17 protein-coding genes and 1 pseudogene are annotated in these 17,870 nt (G+C 71.1%); 12 read left to right on the top strand and 6 right to left on the bottom strand.

Translation table 11 applies throughout. The features are described from left to right. Positions 1 to 83: 83 nt before the first annotated feature. Positions 84 to 857, bottom strand: a complete 774-nt coding sequence (locus tag ACIQ6R_RS12100) for a DoxX family protein (RefSeq protein WP_404220593.1) — start codon at positions 855 to 857, stop codon at positions 84 to 86. 681 nt (positions 858 to 1,538) lie between these two features. Between ACIQ6R_RS12100 and ACIQ6R_RS12095 the strand changes: the two genes are divergently transcribed. The 11 genes from ACIQ6R_RS12095 (at position 1,539) to ACIQ6R_RS12045 (ending at position 11,683) form a co-directional block, all read left to right on the top strand. Then, on the top strand, positions 1,539 to 1,889 hold the full coding sequence (locus ACIQ6R_RS12095; RefSeq protein ID WP_404220591.1) for an NADH-quinone oxidoreductase subunit A: 351 nt from the start codon (positions 1,539 to 1,541) through the stop codon (positions 1,887 to 1,889). After that, entirely contained in the window at positions 1,880 to 3,202 is a 1,323-nt protein-coding gene (locus ACIQ6R_RS12090) for a hypothetical protein (RefSeq protein ID WP_404220589.1), read from the top strand. Before ACIQ6R_RS12095 ends, ACIQ6R_RS12090 begins: the two co-directional genes overlap by 10 nt. Then, positions 3,199 to 4,152, top strand: coding sequence for an NADH-quinone oxidoreductase subunit H (locus ACIQ6R_RS12085; protein WP_404220587.1), 954 nt, complete (start codon positions 3,199 to 3,201; stop codon positions 4,150 to 4,152). The genes ACIQ6R_RS12090 and ACIQ6R_RS12085 overlap by 4 nt, the downstream gene beginning before the upstream one ends. Before the next feature lie 6 nt (positions 4,153 to 4,158). Continuing rightward, a complete protein-coding gene (locus ACIQ6R_RS12080) occupies positions 4,159 to 4,701 on the top strand; it encodes an NADH-quinone oxidoreductase subunit J (protein WP_404220585.1) in 543 nt (180 codons plus the stop codon). Continuing rightward, the gene (locus ACIQ6R_RS12075; RefSeq protein ID WP_404180215.1) at positions 4,698 to 5,003 is read left to right on the top strand and encodes an NADH-quinone oxidoreductase subunit NuoK; all 306 of its coding nucleotides are present in this window, start codon (positions 4,698 to 4,700) and stop codon (positions 5,001 to 5,003) included. Before ACIQ6R_RS12080 ends, ACIQ6R_RS12075 begins: the two co-directional genes overlap by 4 nt. Beyond that, entirely contained in the window at positions 5,000 to 6,865 is a 1,866-nt protein-coding gene (locus ACIQ6R_RS12070; protein ID WP_404220583.1) for a proton-conducting transporter membrane subunit, read from the top strand. The genes ACIQ6R_RS12075 and ACIQ6R_RS12070 overlap by 4 nt, the downstream gene beginning before the upstream one ends. Positions 6,866 to 6,867: 2 nt before the next feature. Continuing rightward, positions 6,868 to 8,352, top strand: a complete 1,485-nt coding sequence (locus ACIQ6R_RS12065) for a NuoM family protein (protein ID WP_404220581.1) — start codon at positions 6,868 to 6,870, stop codon at positions 8,350 to 8,352. A 55-nt stretch (positions 8,353 to 8,407) separates the two neighbouring features. Continuing rightward, positions 8,408 to 9,814, top strand: coding sequence for an NADH-quinone oxidoreductase subunit N (locus tag ACIQ6R_RS12060; protein ID WP_404220579.1), 1,407 nt, complete (start codon positions 8,408 to 8,410; stop codon positions 9,812 to 9,814). A 278-nt stretch (positions 9,815 to 10,092) separates the two neighbouring features. Further along, positions 10,093 to 10,512, top strand: coding sequence for a DUF1622 domain-containing protein (locus ACIQ6R_RS12055; protein ID WP_404181347.1), 420 nt, complete (start codon positions 10,093 to 10,095; stop codon positions 10,510 to 10,512). Next, complete coding sequence (locus ACIQ6R_RS12050; RefSeq protein ID WP_404220577.1) at positions 10,509 to 10,799, top strand: hypothetical protein; 291 nt, start codon at positions 10,509 to 10,511, stop codon at positions 10,797 to 10,799. Before ACIQ6R_RS12055 ends, ACIQ6R_RS12050 begins: the two co-directional genes overlap by 4 nt. A 116-nt stretch (positions 10,800 to 10,915) precedes the next feature. Further along, entirely contained in the window at positions 10,916 to 11,683 is a 768-nt protein-coding gene (locus tag ACIQ6R_RS12045) for a potassium channel family protein (RefSeq protein ID WP_404220575.1), read from the top strand. A gap of 193 nt (positions 11,684 to 11,876) precedes the next feature. Here ACIQ6R_RS12045 and ACIQ6R_RS12040 read toward each other — a convergent pair. Then, positions 11,877 to 12,037: pseudogene (locus tag ACIQ6R_RS12040) on the bottom strand (oxidoreductase); the annotation flags it as partial. Positions 12,038 to 12,130: 93 nt separating this feature from the next. On the opposite strand from ACIQ6R_RS12040, the gene ACIQ6R_RS12035 reads away from it, so the two are divergent. Beyond that, on the top strand, positions 12,131 to 13,150 hold the full coding sequence (locus ACIQ6R_RS12035) for a LacI family DNA-binding transcriptional regulator (RefSeq protein ID WP_404220573.1): 1,020 nt from the start codon (positions 12,131 to 12,133) through the stop codon (positions 13,148 to 13,150). A 96-nt stretch (positions 13,151 to 13,246) separates the two neighbouring features. Here the strand turns inward: ACIQ6R_RS12035 and ACIQ6R_RS12030 are convergent, their stop codons facing one another. Genes ACIQ6R_RS12030 through ACIQ6R_RS12015 form a run of 4 tightly spaced genes read right to left on the bottom strand, consistent with a single transcriptional unit; the run spans position 13,247 to position 17,853 of the window. Beyond that, positions 13,247 to 14,602, bottom strand: a complete 1,356-nt coding sequence (locus tag ACIQ6R_RS12030; protein ID WP_404220571.1) for a GH1 family beta-glucosidase — start codon at positions 14,600 to 14,602, stop codon at positions 13,247 to 13,249. A 56-nt stretch (positions 14,603 to 14,658) separates the two neighbouring features. Next, on the bottom strand, positions 14,659 to 15,498 hold the full coding sequence (locus tag ACIQ6R_RS12025) for a carbohydrate ABC transporter permease (protein ID WP_404181345.1): 840 nt from the start codon (positions 15,496 to 15,498) through the stop codon (positions 14,659 to 14,661). A gap of 28 nt (positions 15,499 to 15,526) precedes the next feature. Further along, positions 15,527 to 16,522 carry a carbohydrate ABC transporter permease gene (locus ACIQ6R_RS12020; protein ID WP_404220568.1) on the bottom strand — a complete coding sequence of 332 codons (996 nt, stop codon included), beginning with the start codon at positions 16,520 to 16,522 and terminating at the stop codon, positions 15,527 to 15,529. A 14-nt stretch (positions 16,523 to 16,536) separates the two neighbouring features. Beyond that, the gene (locus ACIQ6R_RS12015) at positions 16,537 to 17,853 is read right to left on the bottom strand and encodes an ABC transporter substrate-binding protein (RefSeq protein ID WP_404220566.1); all 1,317 of its coding nucleotides are present in this window, start codon (positions 17,851 to 17,853) and stop codon (positions 16,537 to 16,539) included. Positions 17,854 to 17,870 lie beyond the last annotated feature (17 nt).

Here is a 17,870-nt window from a genome sequence, read left to right as displayed (position 1 = left end):
GCGACTCGATGCGAAATGTGACACGCAGGTGGTTTCTCTCCCAACGAGGGTGCTGAGGCACGACTCAGGTGGCGGGCGGTCCGTCAGACCTCGGTGAGCGCGGGATCGGCAGGTCCGGGCGGGGTGTCGCCGGCCGCGAGCCGCTTCCCGGGGCCGTGGCGACGCTGGTGCGTCAGCAGCCCGAGAAAGCCGGCGAGGAAGCCGCTGATCAGTCCGGACGCGGCGTGGTTGGCGGCGTTCACACCGGCGCTGGAAGGCATACCGGCGACCAGATAGTTGGCCAAGGCGCTCATCACCGCGCCGATCCCGCCCCCGATCGCGCCCGAGATGACCGACGCGCGCACCGCGGAGGGCCGGTCGGAAGCGGGCCCGCGACGCCCCGACGCGGCCGGTTCGACACCGAGAACACGGTCGAGTGCGAGCGGTCCCGGCCCGGCCAGCAGTACGACGACGAACGCCGCCGACATCATCAGGGGAAACTCCGTCCCAGCCCCGCTCGCGACCCCTTGCTGGGGTGTGATGAACCCGGTGTCCGCATTGACCAGCGCCATCGCCAGGCACAAGTGGACGGTCAGCAGGAGTGCGGTCAATCGTGACAACAGCCCGAGAACGAGGAAGATCCCTCCGACCGACTCCCCGACCGTGACGGCCCATGCCGTCACGGTCGGCGCGGGCACACTCATACCGCTCAGAAACGAGCCGAATCCGGCCGGTCCGTCAACGAGCTTGACGAGGCCGTGGGCCGTCATGACGGCTCCGGCCGTGAGCCGGGCGACGGCTGGGGCCACATGCTGGAATCGGTGGGCCGGGGCGACACCGACGGCATGCCTCAGGCTGTCCGACCGGTAAACGGGCATGGCGGATTCCTCTCCCACAGTTGACGGGTGCGTAGGTCACCGCCAGGCGCGCGGCTCGGCAACAGGACTGTGCCCCGGCGAACGCGGTCGCCTGCCATCGCGGTCCCACTGGCCGGTGACGTAGGCACCACTGTGCGGTGCGCCTCCACTCAGCAATCCCCTGGTCCATCGCAACTGGTGATGCTTCCCATCCACGGTGTGGATGGGGCGGCGCCGCCGACAGGTCGGTGCCGGCCTCGCTCTACGGTGGGGCACTGGCATCAACGGCCGGTCGGCCCTCTCGCAGGCTCCACGCACTGGCGGCCGCCGACCCGCGGGGCCGTCACCACGCCCGCTGTGTGTGTTCACATGCGCCGCCCCTGAGCGGGCGGCCTGCTGCGCGTCGACCTGCCGGGCGCCGCTGCGAACTGACGGAGGGCGAGCACGCTGATCGAACGCCGCGGCGAAGTTCTCGCCGCTGCCATGACCCGGGCGCGCCGACACGCCGCGGCCCTCGCCCGCGAGCCCTTGGGCACTTCGGGCTGCAGCCGGTAAAGCAGGCTGGAGCCGGCTGATCGGCTGGCGGCTGCGCTGATCGGGGTACGTCGGCGGACATGCCCAGCGCGTCGGAAACGCGGGGCATGCCGGACAGGTAGACGGGTACGCAGTCGCAGTCATACGGCCGTAGTAGTAGGGGTGAGCATGCGTGAGTTTCTGGACGCCGCGGTCATGCTGGTGCTCGCCGCGGCCGCGGTCGCCGCGCTTCGTCTGCTGCACCGACTGACGGCGGTGCGCGCCTCCCCGCTGACGGTCGGCCCTTTCCTGAGTGGCGGTCGGCCCGCCGAGCACGCATGGTCCCGCTTCCATGCGCGTTGGTACGTGCTGACTCTGCTCTTCCTCGCTTTCGACGTGGAGATGCTGTTCATGTATCCGTGGGCGGTGGTCGTCGCCGACATGGGCACCGCCGCGGTGGTCGAGATGTTCGCCTTCCTCGGCCTGTTGATGTGCGGCGTCGTCTACGCCTGGCGTGAAGGGGCTCTGCGGTGGGCCTGAAAACCCTGGCCCGCGGCTGGCGGGAAGCCCTGGAGGGGTGTGCCGCGCGCCGGCCGCACGTACTGCTCGTCCCGTGCCCGGGCGGGACCGGAGCCCGTATGGCGGCGGAGGCGGCTGTCGCGAGGCTCGGCGGGACGCTGGCGCCGACGCCGGCAGACGCGGACGTCCTGTTGGTGGTCGGTGAGCCGTCCGGGGAGCTGTGCGAAGCGGTGGAGTCCCTGTGGGCGCAGATGCCGGGGCCGCGCGTGCGGGGCCGGGCCGTCCTGCCCGAGGCGGTGGGCGGGGTCCTGGAGGGCCTGGTCCCCCGGTTGTCCGGCGCAGAACAGGTTCGGGATGCGGCCGGTCGGGACGACGAGTGGTCCGCGAGGCAGGAGCAGAGCGGGGAGCATGCCGCGCACCGGGGCGGTAACGGGACGCACCAGGGCCACGAGGAGGATCACCACAACGGTGGCCCCGGTGCTCACGACGCGGAGGAGCAGGACGACGGTGAGGGCGAGCATCAGGAGGGGGGCACGGGCGGTCACGGTGGCCACGGCATGCGGATGCCGGGTGGGCTGGGGATGGCCGAGACCGTGCCCGACCGGGACGGTCTGACGCTCGACGTGCTGCATGTCGCGCTGGGGCCGGTCCTGCCGGAGTGGCCCACGGGTCTGGTACTGGACACGGTGCTTCAGGGGGACGTGGTACAGGAAGCGCGGGGCCGGGTACTGGCTTCATCCCGCGCGTCGGGAACGGTCTTCTGGAGCGACGCCGGGGAGCCGGCCACGCGACGTCGGCGGACGGCGGCCTGCTACCTGGATTCGATGGGGAGACTGCTCGCCGTGGCGGGCTGGCAGGCGGCGGCCCGCCGGGCCCGTGCTCTGCGGGACCAGGTTCTCGCGGCTGAACCCGATGGTGGATTGCGTACGGAGTTCGCGCGGTGGCGGCGCCGGGTGGAGAGGTCGGCGCTGCTGCGCTGGTCGACGGACGGCGTCGGGGTACTGAGCCCCGAGCGTGCGACGCGCCTGGGTGTCGGTGGTCCGGCGGCTCGGGCGGGTGCGCCGGGGGATGTGTCGGCACGGTGGCGGCAGTGGCTCGTCGAGACCGACGCCTTGCTGTCGGGTGCGCCGGTGCCGGAGGAGGGCCCGCGAGGCGGCGCGCTCCGGGGTGGTGGGCCGCCGTCTCAGGCGTTGCTGGACGCGGTACTGGAGTTGCTGCCGGGGCTGGAGCTGGCGGCTGCGCGGCTGGTGGTGGCGAGCTTCGACCCGGATCCGGACGAGTGGTGCGCTGTGCCGCCGTCGCCCGTTCGCCCCGAGCGGGAGGAGAAGCGGTGACTGTGACGGGGGCGCCGATGTGGGCGGTGGTGCCGGCCGCCGCTCTGTTGCTGGTGGTCGCTCTGCTGGGCGCCGTCCTCGACGGGGTGCTCGCGACCCCGCGTGCTGCCGCGGGCGCGTGTACGCGTGAGCCGGCGGCGAGCCGTGGATGGTTGCTTCCGTTCGTGGAGACGGCCCGGTTGCTGCGGCAGCGCAACCGGGAGACGGTCGCCCCGGACCGGCTGCTGGGCCGAGTGGGCAGCGGCGGCCTTCTGGTCGCGGCCCTGCTGATGGCGGTCGTCATTCCCGTCGGCGGTCGGACCCCGGCGGACCTTTCGGTGGGCATCGTCTGGTTCAACGCCATGGACGTGGTGCTGTGGGCGGCGGTGTGGCTGGCCGGTTGGGGGCCCAACAGCGTGCACCCGATGGTGGGGGGCTACCGGTTCCTGGCCCAGGCGCTCAGCTATGAGCTGCCGCTCATGTTCGCCCTGACCGCGCCCGCGGTCGGGGCGGGCAGTCTCCGGGTCGCAGATGTGGTGGCGGCGCAGGAGGGGCTGTGGTTCGCGGTGTGGATGCCGGTCGCCTTCGTCGTGTTCCTGTTCTCCGTGGCGGGCTTCAGCCTCTGGGGGCCGTTCGGCTATCCACTCGGACGTGACGCGGCCGGGGGAGTGCTGGCGGAGGCGTCGGGCGCGGACCGGTTGTTGCTGCTGGCGGGCCGGTACGCGTTGCTGGCCGCGGGCTCGGGCATGGCCGTGGCCCTCTTCCTGGGGGGCGGGGCGGGCCCGTGGCTGCCCGGATGGCTTTGGTCGCTGGTCAAGACACTCGTCGTGCTCGGCGTTCTCGTGGCGGTCCGGCGGCGTGTCCCCGTGGTGCGTGCCGACAGGCTGGCGCCGGTGGCGTGGCTGGTGGTGCTGCCCGCCGTGCTGCTGCAGGTGCTGGCCGTGTCGATCGTCGCCGTGATGAAAGGGTGAACCGACGTGCAACTCGTGCTCTTCTGCGCATTGGCGTTGGTGGCCGTGGCCGCGGGCGCAGCCGTCTTCCGAGTGGATTCGATGGCCCGGGCCACGTACGCGCTGGCGTTGTCGTTCATCGCCGTCGGCGCGGAGCTGCTGCTGCTGGACCTGGCCTACCTCGGCGTGGTGACCATTCTGATGATGGTGATGGAGATGGCCATCATGGCCGTCTTCATGGTCATGTCCATGATGAATCCGGGCGGGCTCATGCCGATGTCCATGATGCACAACAAGCGTGGGGCCGCCGTCCTGTCCGCCGGGGTGTTCGTCACGCTCGCCGCGGGCGCCCTTCTCGTGCCCTGGCCCGTCCGGCGGGGCACGACGCCCGAGGATCCCACCCGCGCCGCGGGGGAGGCGGTGATGGGCACCAAGATGCTGGTGATGATGACGGTCGGCGCGGTTCTGTTCGCCACGATCGTGGCCGCGGTAGTCCTGGCCGCGCACCGCAGCCGGTACGAACGGGACGGCTCCCCGCACTCCGAGGCGGCTTCACGAGGTGCGTCATGACGCTGGAGCTGTTCCTGCTGCTGGCCGCCGGTCTGCTGGCCGTCGGTCTGTTCGGTGCGCTCAGTCAGCAGTCGGTGGTCATGGTGATGATGGGCCTGGAGCTGATGCTCAACGGCGTCATCGTGGCGGCTGCCGCCTTCTGGTACTTCCTGGCTCCGAGCGCCCCGGACGGGCAGGTACTGGTGCTCGTGGTCATCGCCGCCATGACCGTGGAGATGGCGATGGGCTTCGCTGTCGTCACGCTGCTGTACCGGGCGAAGGAAGCGGACACCACCGACATGGCGGCGGAGCTGAAACAGTGAGCACACTGCTGTGGGCGTTGATCGCCCTCCCCGCAGTGGCCGGCGCCCTGCTCGCCCTCGGCGGTGGCCGACGGCCGCGAGGGGCTGTCGCCGCTTCGGCCGGCACCGGGCGCTCGGCACCGGCCGCGGCCGTGGCGGTGTCGGCGGTGGTTCTCGCGCTCGCTGCCGCCGCCGCCGAGGTCCGGCCCACCGCCGAGGCGGCGTTCGTGGCCGGCGGACCTCTGGGCCTACGCGTCGACGGGCTGACCGCCCTGGTCCTGGTGACGGTCGCCGCCGTCACCTTTCTGGTTCTGGTCTTCGCCGTCGGTGACATCCGCCGTGGACGCCCCCGCTTCTTCGGGCTGATGCTGCTGTTCGAGGCAGCCGTGCTGCTGACGGCCACCGCCACCACGCTGACCGGTCTGCTCCTCGCCTGGGAGATCATGGGAGCCACCTCCTACGCGCTCATCGCCTTCCACTGGCGCGAGCACGAGCCGGTCGCCGCCGGTGTCACCGCATTCCTCACCACCCGGGCGGGCGACCTGGGCCTGTATCTGGCGGCCGGTGCCGCCCTCGCCGGAGCCACGTCGGCCGGTGACCTGTCTCTGGACGCCCTCGCGTCACTCGACGGCCCTTGGCTCCACCTGGCGGCCGCCGGCGTGCTCGCGGCCGCGCTGGGCAAGGCCGCGCAACTGCCTTTCGCCTTCTGGCTGTCCAGAGCCATGCTCGGTCCCAGCCCCGTCAGCGCCCTGCTGCACTCCGCCGCGATGGTGGCCATGGGCGGCTACCTGCTGCTGCGCCTGCACCCGCTGTTGGAAGCCGCCGGCTGGGCAGCCCATGTCGCCGCGTGGACCGGCGCCCTCACCGCGCTGGCCCTCGGTGTCGTCGCCCTGGCCCAGCGGGACCTCAAGCAACTGCTCGCCGCCTCGACCAGCGCCCAACTCGGCTTCGTCGTACTCGCCGCGGGCACCGGAGCGATCGCGGGCGGCACCGCACACCTCGTCGCCCACGCCGCCGTGAAGTCCCTGCTCTTCCTCGCGGCCGGAGCCTGGCTCAGTGCCCTGGGCACCAAGAACCTCACCGAACTGCGAGGTGCGGCCCGCCGGTACCGGACGGTGGGCACCGTCTTCGTGGTCGGAGCCCTCGCCCTGGCCGGCGTACCGCCCCTGTCGCTGTGGCCGACCAAGGACGAGATCCTGGCGGCCGTGGACTCACCGGCCCTGTACGGTGTGACACTGGCCGCCGCCGTCCTGTCCTGCCTGTACGCGGGAAAGGCCATGGGCTTGGTGCTGCGCCCCCACGCGGTGAGCGAACCCGGCCAGGACGCGCCCCGTGTCCCCCTCGTGGAGACCGCTCCGATGACGGTGCTGGCCGTCGCGGCGACGGGCGCGGGCGTCCTCGCCCTGCCGCCGCTGACCACCTGGGTCAAGCAGACCGTCGGAACCCCCGGCGAGGCGTCAGCGGGCCCCGCCACCCTCCTCCTGACGGCGGCGCTGACCTGTGCGGCCACCGCCGCCGCCGTGCGGTGGGCACCACGCCTGCCGGCCCCCGCCTGGGCCCGACGGTGGCTGGGCCTGGAGTCGGCGGCCCAGGCCGTCGTCGTCCGGCCCGTACTCGCCCTGGCCGGAGTGCTGGCCCGCTTCGACGACCGTGTGCTCGACCGGGGGGTCGAGTCGACTGCCCACGGCGTACGCGCACTCGCCGCCCGGTGCGCCCGGGCGGACCGCGGCGTGGTGGACGGCGCGGTGCGCGGCGTCGCGACCGGCGCCCGCAGGCTCGGCGAGCTGGCCCGCCGACCGCAGACCGGCCAGCTCCACCAGTACTACGCCCAGGCTGTGGCGCTGCTCAGCGCGGCCGTCGTCCTGCTCCTGCTGCTGAGGTGAGCATGCTCTCCCTGACCATTTTCCTGCCCCTGGCGGCAGCCCTCGTCCTGTCCGCCTGGCCAAGGCCACCCGAGGCCCTGGCCAGGTGGGGGTGGGTCGCGGTCTCCGCCGCCGAACTCGGCCTGGTCATCGCCCTGTGGACCACCTACGACGGCCCCGGCATCGACCACGAGACCAACGAGCCCTGGCTGCCCGGAGCCGGCTCCGGCTACCACATCGGCGTGGACGGCCTCTCCCTGCCGATGCTCGCCCTGACCGCCGCGGTCTTCCTGGCCTGCGCCGCCTACTCACTGGGCGGGCAGCGGGACATCCGGCGCTTCGCGGCCCTCTTCATGGCCCTGGAGACCACCTGTCTCGGGCTGTTCTGCGCACTCGACCTCATCGTCTTCTTCGTCTTCTTCGACCTCTCCATCGTCGGCATGTACTTCGTCATCGCCGGATGGGGACATGGCGACGCCGCCCGCTCGGCCCTGAAATTCTTCCTCTACACCTTCCTCGGCTCCCTCGCCCTGCTCCTCGGCTTCATCGGCCTGTACGCCGCCTCCGACCCGCACACCTTCGACATGGTCGAACTCACCCGCCAGACCCCCCTGGAAGGCAGCGGCGCCGTCGGTGCGCTGGTCCTGCTCGCACTGGCCATCGGCCTGGCGGTGAAGACCCCGACGTTCCCGTTCCACACCTGGCTGCCCCCGGCCCACACCGACGCGCCCGCCGCCGGTTCAGCGGTTCTCGCCGCCGTCCTGCTCAAGATGGGCACCTACGGTTTCGTACGCATCGCGATGCCCATGCTCCCCGGCGCCTGGCGCGACTACGCCCTCGTCTTCGTCGTCATCGGCGTCGTCTCCGCCCTCTACGGCGCCCTGGTGGCCCTCGCCCAGACCGACTTCAAACGCATGATCGCCTACACCAGCGTCAACCACATGGGCTACATCCTCCTCGCCCTGGGCGCGGCCGGGCTCCTCGCCGACACGGACGCCGAAGCGCGCTCGGTCGCCGTCAGCGGAGCACTCGTCCAGATGGTCAGTCACGGTCTCATCACCGGAGCGCTGTTCCTGCTCTCCGGCGTCCTGTGGGACCGCGGTGGCACCTATGCCATGGACCGATACGGCGGCCTGGCCGCCCACACCCCCCGGTTCGCCGCCCTGACCGCGGTCGCCGCCTTCGCCAGCCTCGGGCTGCCGGGATTCAGCGGCTTCATCGCCGAGTTCCAGATCTTCGCCGGCAGTCTCGGCTCCGCCCCCGCCGCCACCGCCCTGGCCCTCCTGGGCGTACTGGTGACCGCCGGTCTCTTCCTGTGGGCCCTGCACCGGCTCTTCCTCGGCCCGGTGCGCCACCCGAACCCCGGCATGGCCGACCTGCGCCCCGCCGAAGCCTGGTCCACCGCGCCCTTGCTCGCCGCCGCCCTGGCCATCGGCATCTTCCCCCGCCTGCTGCTCGACACCGTTGACCCCGCCGCACGGACAGCAGTCGACCTGGTCGCCAAATGACCGCTCAGGCCACCGGACCGTTCCACACCCACAGGACCCACAGGAGGGACACGCGATGAGCGCCGTGCACAAGGACCCGCTCGCGCTCCTGCCCGAACTGCTCCTGCTCACCGGTGCGGTGGTCACCCTCCTCGCGGGTTCCTTCCTGCCCCGGCACCGCCAGTGGCTCACCCGCTTGCCCGCGCTCGCGGCACTCGCCGCGGCTATCACGGCCGCCGCGATCCTCGCCGCCGGGGACACCCGCGCCGTCTACACCCGCACTTACGCCCTGGACGCCGCGACCGCCACCGCGCGCGTCGTCATCCCCGCCGCCGCACTGCTCGTCCTCGCCCTGGCCACCGACCGGGTCCGCGGCACCCGGCGGGAGACGGAGTTCTCCGTCCTGGTCCTGCTGGCGAGCCTGGGCAGCGTCGTCCTGGCCGGCTCCTCCGACCTCCTCGTCCTCGCCGTCGGCTTCCTGCTCGCCTCCATCCCCCTCTACGGCCTCGCCGGCTGGGCCCGCGACCCTCTCGGAGCCGAAGCCACGCTGAAGCTCTACCTCATGGGCGCCCTCTCCGGGATCACGATGCTCCTGGGGATCGCGGTGCTGTACGCGACGGGCGGAGCCACCACGTACCACGCGCTGGCCGACGGCCTGCGTGACGCACCGCGCGCCGCGGTCGCGGTGGGTCTGGTGGCACTGCTGGCCGGTCTGCTGTTCAAGGCCGGAGCGGTGCCCGTCCACTTCTGGGTCCCCGACGCCACCGCCGGCACCACCGTCCCGGCCGCCGCCTTCCTCACCACCGTGCCCAAGATCGGCGCGCTCATCGCCCTGTACCGGGTGCTCACCGTCATCCCCGGCGACCGTGTCGACTGGCGGTTGCTCATCGCGGCCCTCGCCGCGCTGAGCATGACCCTGGGCAATTTCGCCGCCTTCAGCCAGACCGATCCGAGGCGACTGCTCGGCTACTCCACCATCAGCCAGGTCGGCTACCTGCTCATGGCAGTCGTCGTCGCCGACCGCGCCGACGCTCTGCGCGGCCTCCTCTTCTACCTCGCCGCGTACGCGCTCACCAACCTGGCGGCCTTCGCCGTACTCGCGGCCGTCCCCCACCTGGACACCCTGCGGTCCTACCGCGGCCTCGGCCGCCACCATCCCTGGCTCGCCGCCGCTCTGGTCGTCTGCCTCCTCGGCTTGGTGGGCACCCCGCCCACCGCCGTCTTCGTCGGCAAGCTCACGGTCTTCGCCGTCACCTGGGACGGCCGTTTCGGATGGCTGGTCGTCATCGCCGCCGTCAACACCCTCGCCAGCCTCTTCTACTACCTTCGCTGGATCGCCCCGGCTGTCGCCACCGGCCCCGCCCCTCCCGCACCCGAGCCATGGGGCCGTGCCACCGCCCTCGCCGCAGCCACCGGCACCCTCGCCCTCGGTATGGCAGCAGGCCCGGTCCTCTCCCTCCTCGACGGTCGGCTGATCCGATAAGTCTGATCCGCACCCCCGCGACCTGACTTTCGCGGTGCTCCTGCGCGACGGCGACCGTGTCCTCGGAACGTCCTTGACCAAGTGCCGCAGGGCCGAGGCGGTGGACGGCAACGTGCTCAACGCGTGCCCGAAGCGCACCAGCACTTCGACGAGGTCACGATCACTGGTCTCCCGGAGGATGTCCGTCTCCCGGAGGTCGCGCACTGCACCACCTGGCGTGCGAAGTGTGAGGCCGGTCAACCAGCATCGAGTGCGTGCGGACGGGTACTCAGCCGATCATGGTCCTGTCGTTGGAGTTGCTGCCCGAGTCCGCGTTGCGTGACGCGATCGGCTTCCTCGTGCGGTTGATCGAGTCGGCCGGCGCTCTGGTCATCTTCGTGGGAGCGGTCTGGGCGTTCTGGCGGTTCGTGTCCTCGGGCCTGCGCGGCGGTGGCCAGGTCGAGGAGTTCAACCGGATCCGGTTGCGACTGGGACGCTTCCTGGTCCTGGGACTCGAGTTCCAACTGGCGGGCGACGTGCTGCGCACGGCAGTGGCACCGAGCTTCGCCGAGATCGGCCAGCTCGCCGCCATCGCGGCCATCCGTACCGCGTTGAACTACTTCCTGGGCCGGGAGATCGCGCAGGAGCGCGCCGAGCTGAGGGACGCCGAGACATCCCGGTCTCGGCCCGGGTGCGGCGGTGAAGGGGGTAAGACGTGAGCGAGTGGCTGGGCGCCGCCGCTGTGCTGATCACCGCGGGTGGTCTCCTGTCGGCCGTGGCGGTCTACCGGATGGTGCGCGACGTCGGCTCCGCCCTGGCGGTGCTGCTCGACTTCCTGGTCGCCGCCGGTCTCGTCCGTCTCGCCGGTGACCTGTCCTGGGACGGGATTCTGCTCGCGGCTGCCGTCGTCGCCGTGCGCAGGCTCATCAGCGCGGGACTGGCTACCGCGCGCCACACCGCGGGATCCCCGGTGCGTGGCGTTCCGCATCCGGGGGGACGCAGGTGAGCGGGGTGGTGGGCTGGCTCGTGACACTGACCGGCGCGGTACTGGTCGTAGCCGTCCTGCGAGACGTGTTCCACACCCTGTGGCGCCCTACGGGGCGGGGAGAAGCCAGCAGGTGGGTGACAACCGGCCTGTGGTGGTTGGTCGGCCGGATCGGCACCGGCGGCCGGGGGGTCTCGGTGGCCGGCCCGCTGGCGCTGGTGCTGGTGGCCGCCCTCTGGACGCTGACGATGATCCTGGGCTGGGCGCTGATCTACTGGCCGCACCTGCCGGGCGGCTTCTCCTACTCCAGCGACCTGGACCCGACGCAACGCGCCGACTTCCTCGACGCGCTGTACCTGTCCGCGGTCACGGTGGCCACCCTGGGGTTCGGCGACATCGTTCCGACCGGCGGCTGGTTGCGCATCGCCGTACCTCTCGAAGCGCTCATCGGCTTCGCCCTGCTCACGGCCGTCGTCTCCTGGATATCCCAGGTGTATCCCGCGGTCACCCGCCGCCGGACCCTCGCACTGCGTCTGTCGGCACTGCGGAGGGCAGGAAGGCCCGCCGACCGGTTCGGCTCCACCATGACGTCGAGCCTGCTGACGAGCCTCGCCACCGACGTGATCCAGGTCCGGGTGGATCTCACCCAGCACGCCGAGGCCTACTACTTCCACGACGCCGAGGACGAGATGTCGCTGGCCGCGATGGTCGATTACGCCGCTGACCTGGCCGTTCAGGGGCAGACCTCACCCAGTGTCGAGGTCCGCACCGGCGCCGCCCTCCTCGGCCGCGCCCTGGAAGACCTCACCACGGTTCTGAACCGGGAGTTCCTCCGTCTGGACACGGACGACGCCACGACGATCCTGCACGCCTACGCGGCCGACCGCGTGCGGCGACTGTCCTGACCCGCCCGAGAGGCCTCTCCCTCCTGCGACCGGACACTCCGGCCTCCGCCGACCGGGCACTACCCCCGTTAACCGGCGCCCGGCCTGACAGCCTTTGCCGAAGTTGCAAGCCACGCCCGCCCCGACCGACCCGCCCCAACCCGCGCAAGGGCTCACGCGCGCCGGCGAAGCCGCCGAGGACGATCTGTCCCTTCGGTCCCGCCCACTTCTCCTCGATCCCGCGGCGCTGCCTGACCTCGACGTCGGCCGAGACCTCGATGGTGCGGCCGTCGACGTCGAAGAGTCGAAGAAGCGGAAGCCGTAGCCGCCGCCGGGGGTGTCGACCTTGCCGGGCCGCGTGATCAGCTGGACCCCGACCGTGGGTACGCCGGCGCGCGGAGTCGGGTGCACGCCGGAGCAGGTCTGCCGCTCTGGGGCCGTGCGAGGGCCCGGCGTTAGAGTTCCCCTATGAACAGGCAGGCCCCGACGCTGGAGGATGTCGCGCGGGAGGCGGGGGTCTCCCGGGCCACCGTGTCGCGGGTCGTGAACGGCGTGCGCAACGTCGACCCCAGCATCCAGGACCTGGTCCGCGGCGCGATCGAACGGACGGGATACACGCCGAACCGCGCGGCGAGGGCGCTGGTCACCCGACGTACCGGGACGGTGGCCCTCATCGTCTCCGGCGCGGGCGACGCCTTCGCGGGACGCGTGTTCGCCGACCCGTTCTTCGGCCGTGTCGTCAACGGGGTCGTGGGGTATCTCCGGGCCCGCATGATGCAACCGGTGCTGTTGTTCGCCGAGTCGGAGTCGGCCAGGACGCAGGTGGTCGACTACGTGCGGCAGGGCAGCGCGGACGGCGCGCTGGTGGTCTCCGTGCAACCGGACGACCCGCTGCCGGACATGCTCCTGGCCGCCCGCGTCCCCACGGTGCTGTTCGCGCGTCCCACCCGGGCGACACCGGTCGGCTGCGTCGATCTGAACCACTACGCGGGGGGACGCCTGGCCGGGGAGCATCTCCTGGCGCGCGGCTGCCGCCGTATCGCGGTGATCGGCGCTCCGCCGGATCTGAGAGCGGGCCGGGAACGCCTCGCCGGATTCCACGACGCCCTGGCCCGCGCCGGGCACGACCGCCCTCCCGCGGCGGAGGGTGTCTTCACGTCGGACAGCGGGGCGGTGGCCATGGCCACGCTGCTGCGGGACCACCCCGCTGTGGACGGCGTGTTCGCGGCCAACGACTTGATGGCCCAGGGCGCCTGCCAGGTCTTGCGGGAACTGGGCAGGCGCATACCGGAGGACGTCGCCGTCGTCGGGTTCGACGACTCGAGCATCGCCGTGACGTGCAGGCCGCCGCTGACCACGGTGCGCCAGCCGGTGGAGGACATGGCGGCGGCCATGGCCAGGATGCTGGACGAGCAGGTCCAGGGCACCCGTACCGAACCCCGCACCCTCGTCTTCGAACCGGAACTGGTCGTACGCGAGTCCGCCTGACCCGGCGAGCTTTCCGCCGGGCGGACACCGCCCGGCCCCGCCGCCGGGCGTGCGCTCGCGGCAGGGCCGGCGGTGGGGTGCCGGGTATCGGCGCGGTCAGGCGCCGGACTCCCGGTGGGCACGGATGATCTCCGCGTACCGCAGGCCGCTCGTCTTGACGGTCCGGGTCTGCGTCGCGTAATCGACGTGGACGAGGCCGAAACGCTTGTCGTAGCCGTAGGCCCATTCGAAGTTGTCGAGCAGGGACCAGGCGTAATAGCCGGCCAGCGGTGCGCCCTTGCGGATCGCCCGGGCGCAGGCGCCCACGTGCTGCTCCAGGTAGCCGGCCCGGTCGGGGTCGTGGACGGCGCCGTCGGCCGAGACGGTGTCCGCGAACGCGGAGCCGTTCTCGGTGACGTACAGCTTGCGGACTCCGTACTCGTCGGTCAGGCGCAGCAGCAGGGCCTCCAGGCCGCCGGCGTCGATCTGCCAGTCCATGCCGGTGCGCGGTACGTCGGGCAGCCGGACCTCACGGGCGTACGGGACGGCGCCCTGCGGGTCGTCGGTGACGGTCGCCGGGAAGTAGTAGTTGAGGCCGTGCCAGTCGAGGGGCGCGGCGATCGCGTCCAGGTCGCCGGGGCGCTCCGGCAGGTCCACGCCGTACAGCTCGCGCATGTCGGCGGGGAAGCCGCGACCGTAGACCGGGTCGAGCCACCAGCGGTTGGTGTGGCCGTCCATGCGGGTGGCCGCCGCGATGTCCTCGGGGCGGGTCGAGGCGGCCTCGACGGTGGAGTGGTTGGTGACGAGACCGACCTGTGCGCCCGGTACCGCCGCGCGGACCGCCCGGGTGGCGAGGCCGTGCGCGAGGAGCAGGTGGTACGAGGCGCGCACGGCGGCGGTCAGATCGGTCAGGCCGGGTGCCATCCGGCCCTCCAGGTGGCCGATCCAGGCGGAGCACAGGGGTTCGTTCAGGGTGGCCCACTGGGTGACGCGGTCGCCGAGACGGCCGGCCACGACGGAGGCGTAGTCGGCGAGGTGTTCCGCTGTCTCGCGCACGGTCCAGCCACCGCGGTCCTGGAGCGCCTGGGGCAGGTCCCAGTGGTAGAGGGTGATGTTGGGGGTGATCCCCGCGTCGAGGAGGCCGTCGACGAGCCGGTCGTAGAAGTCGAGTCCGGCCGCGTTGACCGGCCCGTCGCCGCCGGGCACGACACGCGGCCAGGCGACGGACAGGCGGTAGGCGTCGGCGCCGAGCCGCTTCATCAGGGCGATGTCCTCGGGCCACCGGTGGTAGTGGTCGCAGGCCACGTCGCCGTGGTCGTCGTTGTCGATCTTTCCGGGGGTGTGGGAGAAGGTGTCCCAGATCGACGGTGCCCGGCCGTCCTCGGCGACGGCGCCCTCGATCTGGTAGGCGGAGGTGGCAGTGCCCCAGGTGAAGTCGGCGGGGAAGGCGGCGAGGTCAGGCGATTCGGACACAGAGGGCCTCTCTGGGTTGGTCGGGCGGAGCGGGGCGGGGGTCACGGCCCGGGCGGTTATTTGACGGCGCCGGCGGTGAGGCCGGTGACGAGGTAGCGCTGGAGCAGCAGGAAGCCGGCGACGACGGGGAGGCTGACGACGAGTGAGGCGGCCATGACCTGGTTCCAGTACACGTCGTTCTGGGTGGAGTAGCCCTGGAGGCCGACGGCGAGGGTGCGGGTGGTGTCGTTGGTCATGACCGAGGCGAAGAGCACTTCGCCCCAGGCGGTCATGAACGCGTAGACGGCGACGGCGACGATGCCGGGGATCGCGGCGGGCACGATCACCCGGAAGAGGGCGCCGAGCGGTCCGCAGCCGTCCACCTTGGCCGCCTCGTCGAGGTCCCGGGGCACGGAGTCGAAGTAGCCGATCAGCATCCAGATGGAGAACGGCAGCGAGAAGGTGAGATAGGTGAGGATCAGGCCGCCCCGGGAGCCGAAGAGCGCGATGCCGGTGGCGTTGCCGATGTTGACGTAGATGAGGAACAGCGGCAGCAGGAACAGGATGCCGGGGAACATCTGGGTCGACAGCACGGTCACCGTGAAGACGCGCTTGCCGCGGAAGGAGTACCGGCTGACCGCGTAGGCGGCGAACACGGCGATGGTGACGGAGCAGACGGTCGCCGCGCCCGCCACGATCAGCGAGTTCATGAAGTAGTCGGCGAGCGGGACCGTCTCCCAGATGTCGAAGTACGGGCGGACGGTGAGATTCGAGGGGAACCACTCGAACTTGCCCGACACGTCCTCCAGCGGCTTCAGCGAGCTGGAGATCATCACGTAGACCGGCAGCAGGACGAAGACGGTGAGGAGGGTCAGGAAGACGCGGCGGCTCCACAGGAAGGACCGCGGCGCGGCCATCGGGGAGCGGGGTTGGCGGGCGGCGGGGCTAGGCATCGGTGGCCTTCCTTCCTCGGGAGGTGAGCCAGAGGTAGACGCCCGTCACCACGAGCAGGAACAGGAGCAGCAGGACCGACATCGCGGAGCCCGTCCCGAAGTTCCAGGTCTGGAACGAGGACTGGTAGATGTGGATGGAGATGAGGTCCGCGGCTTCCGGCGCCGCCTTGCCGAACAGGACGAAGGGCGTGTTGAAGTCGTTGAACGTCCACAGGAACAGCACCAGGACGAGGACCTGGTTGACGGGGCGCAGCGCCGGCAGGGTGATGCGGCGGACCTGCTGCCAGACGCCCGCGCCGTCCAGGGCCGCGGCCTCGTAGATGTCCCTCGGGATGTTCTGCAGCCCGGCCATGATGATGAGGAAGGCGAAGGGCCAGCCCTTCCACACCGAGACGACGAGCAGTGCGATGAAGCTGTTGTCGCCGATCAGCCAGAACGGGGGACTGCCGGTGAGCCCGAGCTGGTCGTGCAGCACGTGGTTCACCAGCCCGTTGTCCCGCTGGAACATGAACGACCAGGTGATGACGGCGGCGTAGACGGGCAGCGCGTACGGGACGAGGAAGACCGTGCGCAGGAAACCCCGGCCGCGGAACGACTCCTGCATGAAGATCGCGGCGGCCACGCCCAGCAGCCAGCACAGGCCGACGGAGAGCACGGTGAAGAGACAGGTGGTGAGGAACGAGTTGAGCAGCGCCTCGCCCACGGGTGCGTCGAAGTCGACCGACATCGCGTAGTTGTCGAAACCGGCCCAGGGCGCGGTACCCCAGTCGCGGATGTAGAACTGGGTCAGCTCCTTGAAGCTGACGACGATGCCGATCACCATCGGCACCAGGTGGACCAGTAGTTCGAGGAGGATCGCGGGGAACAGCAGCAGGTACGGCAGGCCGATGCGGCGCAGCCGCCCGGAGCGGCGCTTGCGCGGCGCCGCTCCGGGGTCGTTCTTCCGTGCCGTCCGCTCGCCTGCGTTGAGGGCAGCGGTGGTAGTCATGGCGGTGTCCGCGCTCACTTCTTGGGCATCTGCTGCTGGGCCTTCTCGAGCTTGGCCCGCACTGACTCCTCGGTCACCGCACGGCCGGCGGCGGCGTCGGCGAAGAGTTCCTTGACGGCGGTGCCGACGACGGTCTCGAACTGCGACTCCTCGGGGACCTGCGGCAGTGCCGTGGCACTGGACGCGAGGGTCTCCCGCAGCACGGTGAGGGACGGGGTGTCGAAGGCCGGGTCCTGCTGGGCGGCCTTGACCGGCGGGATGGAGCCGTAGGCCTTGTTGAGGACGATCTGCTCCTCGTCGCTGGTCATGAACTCCACGAACTTCTTGGCGCCGTCGATGTTCTTGGTGTTCTTGAAGACGGCCATGTTGATTCCGGCGACCATGGAGTTGGTGGCCTTGCCCGGGCCGGGCGCGCCGGACTGCACGGGTGCGGGCGCGACGCCCCACTCGTCCTCGCTCATGCCCTGCGACTTGAAGGTGGCCGAGGCGGTCTGCCACAGCACCATGGCCGTCTTGTCCTTGGCGAAGTCGCTCAGGGACTGGTTCTGCGCGTACTCGGCGTTGCCGGGCGCGACGATTTTGTCCTTGGCCATCAGATCGACGTACTGCTTCACCGCCGCCACGGCGCCGTCGGAGGTGAAGTCGGCCTTGCCCTCGGGGGTGAAGAAATCCGCGCCGTGCTGCTTGGCGAGGACGAAGACCTGGTGGATGTTGTTGGAGAGGTTCGAACCCTCCGCGCCGAGCCCCCACTTGCCGTCCTTGGAGAGCTTCTTGCCGGTCTCGGCCAGCTCCTCCCAGGTCGCCGGCGGCTTCTCGATGCCGGCGTCGGCGAACATCTTCTTGTTGTAGTAGAGCGCGTAGGCCATGGAGTACAGCGGTACGGCGGCCGGGTCCTGGCCCGGTACGCCGGTGGAGCCGAGCGCGGACTCCACGAAGCGGTCCTTGCCGCCGATGGCCTCGAAGTTCTTCGCGTCCCAGGGCAGGAGGGCGCCGCTGGACTGCAGCGACGCGCTCCAGGTGTTGCCGATGTTCAGGACGTCGGGGCCCTGGCCCGAGGTGGTGGCGGTGAGGATGCGGTTGAGGAGGTCCGCCCAGGGCACGACCTCCAGCTTCACCTCGATGCCGGTCTCCTTCTCGAACTTGTCGAGTTCCGGCTGGAGGACCTTCTTGTCGACCTCCAGGTTCGCGCCCTGGTTGGAGGCCCAGTAGGTGAGGGTTTTCGGCTGCTCGTTGGAACCCTCCGTGCCGGACGACCCCCCGCCGCAGGCAGCCGCGGTGAGGGCGAAGGAGAGGGTGACGGCGCCGACGGCTGCGGCTCTGATTCTGCGCATGACTCCAGAGGCCTTCC

This window comes from Streptomyces sp. NPDC096048, assembly GCF_044763415.1.
Lineage (GTDB): Bacteria > Actinomycetota > Actinomycetes > Streptomycetales > Streptomycetaceae > Streptomyces.
Note: the sequence above shows the minus strand (reverse complement) of the source record. Positions and strands in the feature narration are given on the sequence as shown.

Coding starts and splice junctions, on each gene's coding strand:
- ACIQ6R_RS12075 (WP_404180215.1), top strand. CDS start 4,698: ATGACGCTGGAGCTGTTCCTGCTGCTGGCCGCCGGTCTGCTGGCCGTC.
- ACIQ6R_RS12035 (WP_404220573.1), top strand. CDS start 12,131: ATGAACAGGCAGGCCCCGACGCTGGAGGATGTCGCGCGGGAGGCGGGG.
- ACIQ6R_RS12060 (WP_404220579.1), top strand. CDS start 8,408: ATGAGCGCCGTGCACAAGGACCCGCTCGCGCTCCTGCCCGAACTGCTC.
- ACIQ6R_RS12020 (WP_404220568.1), bottom strand. CDS start 16,522: ATGACTACCACCGCTGCCCTCAACGCAGGCGAGCGGACGGCACGGAAG.
- ACIQ6R_RS12100 (WP_404220593.1), bottom strand. CDS start 857: ATGCCCGTTTACCGGTCGGACAGCCTGAGGCATGCCGTCGGTGTCGCC.
- ACIQ6R_RS12065 (WP_404220581.1), top strand. CDS start 6,868: ATGCTCTCCCTGACCATTTTCCTGCCCCTGGCGGCAGCCCTCGTCCTG.
- ACIQ6R_RS12055 (WP_404181347.1), top strand. CDS start 10,093: ATGGTCCTGTCGTTGGAGTTGCTGCCCGAGTCCGCGTTGCGTGACGCG.
- ACIQ6R_RS12025 (WP_404181345.1), bottom strand. CDS start 15,498: ATGGCCGCGCCGCGGTCCTTCCTGTGGAGCCGCCGCGTCTTCCTGACC.
- ACIQ6R_RS12015 (WP_404220566.1), bottom strand. CDS start 17,853: ATGCGCAGAATCAGAGCCGCAGCCGTCGGCGCCGTCACCCTCTCCTTC.
- ACIQ6R_RS12095 (WP_404220591.1), top strand. CDS start 1,539: ATGCGTGAGTTTCTGGACGCCGCGGTCATGCTGGTGCTCGCCGCGGCC.